General features: G+C 62.7%; 3 protein-coding genes and 1 pseudogene. 3 read left to right on the plus strand and 1 reads right to left on the minus strand.

Annotated elements, in window-relative coordinates; all coding sequences use genetic code 11:
- Positions 1-16: 16 nt before the first annotated feature.
- Genes LY05_RS14915 through LY05_RS14925 form a run of 3 tightly spaced genes read left to right on the plus strand, consistent with a single transcriptional unit; the run spans position 17 to position 2564 of the window.
- On the plus strand, positions 17-586 hold the full coding sequence (locus tag LY05_RS14915) for a polysaccharide deacetylase family protein (protein WP_148923696.1): 570 nt from the start codon (positions 17-19) through the stop codon (positions 584-586).
- Positions 586-1788, plus strand: coding sequence for a hypothetical protein (locus LY05_RS14920; protein ID WP_148923697.1), 1203 nt, complete (start codon positions 586-588; stop codon positions 1786-1788). Before LY05_RS14915 ends, LY05_RS14920 begins: the two co-directional genes overlap by 1 nt.
- A complete protein-coding gene (locus LY05_RS14925) occupies positions 1785-2564 on the plus strand; it encodes a PHP domain-containing protein (protein ID WP_148923698.1) in 780 nt (259 codons plus the stop codon). The genes LY05_RS14920 and LY05_RS14925 overlap by 4 nt, the downstream gene beginning before the upstream one ends.
- Positions 2565-2643: 79 nt before the next feature.
- Here the strand turns inward: LY05_RS14925 and LY05_RS14930 are convergent.
- Positions 2644-3392, minus strand: a pseudogene (locus LY05_RS14930) (hypothetical protein); the annotation flags it as partial.

Consider the following 3392-nt stretch of genomic DNA (forward strand, 5'->3'; position numbering starts at 1 on the left):
ATGATTGTCCCATGAGATGGTCCTCCTTTCCCTGTATCGCACGGAAAGAAGGTTAAGGGAACAGATCACGTTCGACGACGGCAACGCCTCCGACCTCGATATTTGCGCCCCCCTTCTCGCTCAAAACGGGCGCACCGCGACCTTTTTCGTTCTGGCGGGTCGGCTCGGCCAGAGCGGCTCGCTTTCCGCCGAGGGGCTTCGCCAACTCACGGCGGAAGGGCATAGCATTGGAAACCACGGTTTCGATCATTTGGACTGGCGCGGACTCCACCCTGACGCAAGCCGCCGGGAACTCGTGGATGCGCGCAAAGTGCTCGAGGATGCGATTGGTTCCGAAATCCGGGAAGCCGCGATTCCCTTCGGATCTTACGACCGTGGCGTACTGGCCCGGCTCAGAGCCGCTTGTTACGATCGCGTCTATACCAGCGACGGCGGACCCGCCGACAGCAACGCATGGCTCTGCCCCCGCACTTCTGTGCGCAATGACATGTCGCTCGATGACGTAGCGCTTCTCATATCGGGGCAGGAGCGTCTGTCGCGAAGACTGCGGCGCCGCATTGCGATGGCGAAGAAACGATTGTTGTGATGACCGGCGCGGCCGTGCTCATTGGATTTGCCGAGGCTCTCGCTGCGCCCGAGGTCGTGTTCAGCTTGATAGGCGCCGGGCTTCGCGTGCGCGTTTTCACGCGTAGGGGCAGCCAGTGCGTGGTGGCGCGCCACCTGCCAGTCGGCCCTGTCGTCGAGATCACGCCCCCCGAGGACAGCGCCAGCCGGGCGCTCGACGAGATGTGCGCGGTGATCGCCGACGAAGGCGGGCCGGGCCTGGTCATGGCGCTGGACGACGTGTCGCTCTGGCTGCTCGATGCCGTAGCCGGGCGCCTGGGCGTCGAGACTGAACCGAAGATCGTGAACCCGGTCAGGGATCAGGCCGCCATGGCGCTGGACAAGCGCCGTCAGGTTGAGCTGGCCGGGCGTGCCGGCTTTCGGGTCGCCGAGACCCTGATTGCCGAGACCCGGGAGGATATCCCCGAGGCTTTGGCTCTTCCGGCGATCGTGCGGCCGGCGCTCGCGGTGCAGGAGCGCCAGGACAGGGTGGTCAAGGGGGATGTTCGCTATCTTCTGGACCAGGCCGACCTAGCGGCGCTTCGGCGCGACCGCGGGCTTTGCCTTCCCTTGCTGATCCAACCCATGATCCGGGGGGTCGGCGAGGGCATCTTCGGCTTCTGCGGGCCCGAGGGCCCCGGATGGTGGAGCGGCCATCGGCGGGTGAGGATGATGAACCCGCACGGGTCGGGTTCGAGCGCGTGCATGGTCGCCAGCCCCGAGCCAGATCTCGTGCGCGCAGCGGCGCGGTTCGTCTCGGAAGCGGGATGGCGCGGCCCGTTCATGATTGAGCTGCTGCGCGACCGTGCGGGCGTTCCCTGGTTCGTCGAGTTCAACGGTCGCCCCTGGGGATCGATGGCCCTCGCGCGGCGCGCCGGGTTCGAATACCCGGCCTGGGCGGTTCAGCAGGCTCTGTCAGCCGGCTTCAGGCCGCCGGACGTCTCGCCTCGCGATCCCGGTATCGTCCGGCACCTCGGCCGGGAACTGGTGCATCTCGCTTTCGTTCTCAAGGGCCCAAAGAGCGAATTCCACCGTGATGGGTGGCCGAGTTTTGCGGCCTCGCTTCGCGGCGTGCTCGCCCCGGCGCCGCGGGTGCGCTTCTACAATTATGACCCGGCCTTTCCGCGCTTCTTCCTTCAGGATGCCGCGCAGACAGTCGCCAGCTTTTTCAGGAGGCAGGGATGACCGCCCGCCACCTACCTGTCGCCCTGCATGTGCATTCGACCTGGTCCTTTGACGGCAGGTGGGGACTTCCCGCAATCGCGCGAATCTTCGGCGCGCTTGGTTATCGCGCCGTCATGATGACGGAGCACGACAGCGGCTTCGATCCCATGCGGTTTTCCGAGTACCGTGACGCTTGCCGCACTGCTTCCAACTCGCGCTGCAGGTTGATCCCGGGAATCGAGTATTCCTCGCCCGATAACGACATTCACATTCTCACTTGGGGGCTCGAACGGTTTCTTGGCGAGCACCGGCCGGTGAGCCAAACCCTAGCGGATGTGCGCGCCTCCAACGGTGTGGCAGTGTTCGCGCATCCTGCCAGGCGCGACGCTTGGCGACGGTTCGACCGCAGTTGGATCCCCCTTCTGAGCGGCATCGAGATATGGAACCGCAAGACGGACGGTTTCGCGCCGGGCGCCGACGCGATCGCCTTGTGGAAATCGACCGGACTGCCGGCAACGGTCGGAGTTGACTTTCATCGGCTGCGGCACGCCTACCCTCTTGCGCTCGAGATCAAGGCCGATCCGACAGCCGATCTTGAACACCAGATCATCGATGCACTGCGCCACGCGAGACACAGCGCGACCGTTCATGGACGGCGCCTTATCGACGAGAACGGAGCACTGCGCGTTAGCGAATTGAAGCGAGCACATCGAGCCGAAACCGTTAGGCGAATTTTGCGCGACCTGGTTCGGGTAAAGGCAAAGCGTCGATCTGCCCGGGGAGGGCCAGGGGGATAATCGAGAGCCCTCGGCAGGATGTTCAGTGACCTGCTCCTGAACCGCGCCGCGTGAACCGCTCAGGCAAACCCGGCGCGGTTCATGGTGATTGACAGCCTATTCCTTGAGGTTCGGGATGCGCGTAGTCCCATACGAGGCTTTCGACTTTGGGAAATTTCCGAGGGAGGAGCCGAGGATCGAAGGGCAAGCCACCATCTACGGCATCACAAGCCGGATAGTCCAGGCAGCCGCCCTGCTTCGCGTAGAAATAGGTGAGCTTCAGAAATCTGCGTAGGATAGCCAGAGTTGGAAAGGTCTGGTTCTGCCTATGCCAAAGCATCAGATCCTTGTTGCCGCGGCTCATGTTGCAGCCAGGGCAAGAACGGACCTGATTGAAAGCGATATGCTCTCCGCGGAGTTTGCTCTGCGGTATGAGATGATCCCAATGGTATTTTGGTACGCTGACGCCACAATGAGCGCAAGCCTTGATGCCGTCTTGAGCCAGTCTGTCGTCGCGATCAAGGGTCGAGATGTTTCTAGCCTGCCGCCGGTATTTCGTCATCTCGATGTTGGCCCACTTGGTGCGGCCTCCCGGGAAACGGTCAGGTTTTCCCCTTTGCCGATCATTCATCATCTGTCGCGTGATGCTCAGCATTACATACGCCCAAAGGATCTGATCCTCGACGGTGACGAGCTTGCGTTGCCGCTTTGGCTCGCGCCAGTCCCACGATATCGGCTCGGGCATATCGATCAGCTGTTCTCTTAACCTTCTTGACTGACGAATGACATGACGGTTTCGATGGGGCGTCTGCCCTGGTTTCGGTAGCCCAGATGCGGGCGCTCGGTATT

It is taken from the genome of Oceanicella actignis, from assembly GCF_008124525.1.
Classification (GTDB): domain Bacteria; phylum Pseudomonadota; class Alphaproteobacteria; order Rhodobacterales; family Rhodobacteraceae; genus Oceanicella; species Oceanicella actignis.

Coding starts and splice junctions, on each gene's coding strand:
- LY05_RS14915 (WP_148923696.1), top strand. CDS start 17: ATGGTCCTCCTTTCCCTGTATCGCACGGAAAGAAGGTTAAGGGAACAG.
- LY05_RS14920 (WP_148923697.1), top strand. CDS start 586: ATGACCGGCGCGGCCGTGCTCATTGGATTTGCCGAGGCTCTCGCTGCG.
- LY05_RS14925 (WP_148923698.1), top strand. CDS start 1,785: ATGACCGCCCGCCACCTACCTGTCGCCCTGCATGTGCATTCGACCTGG.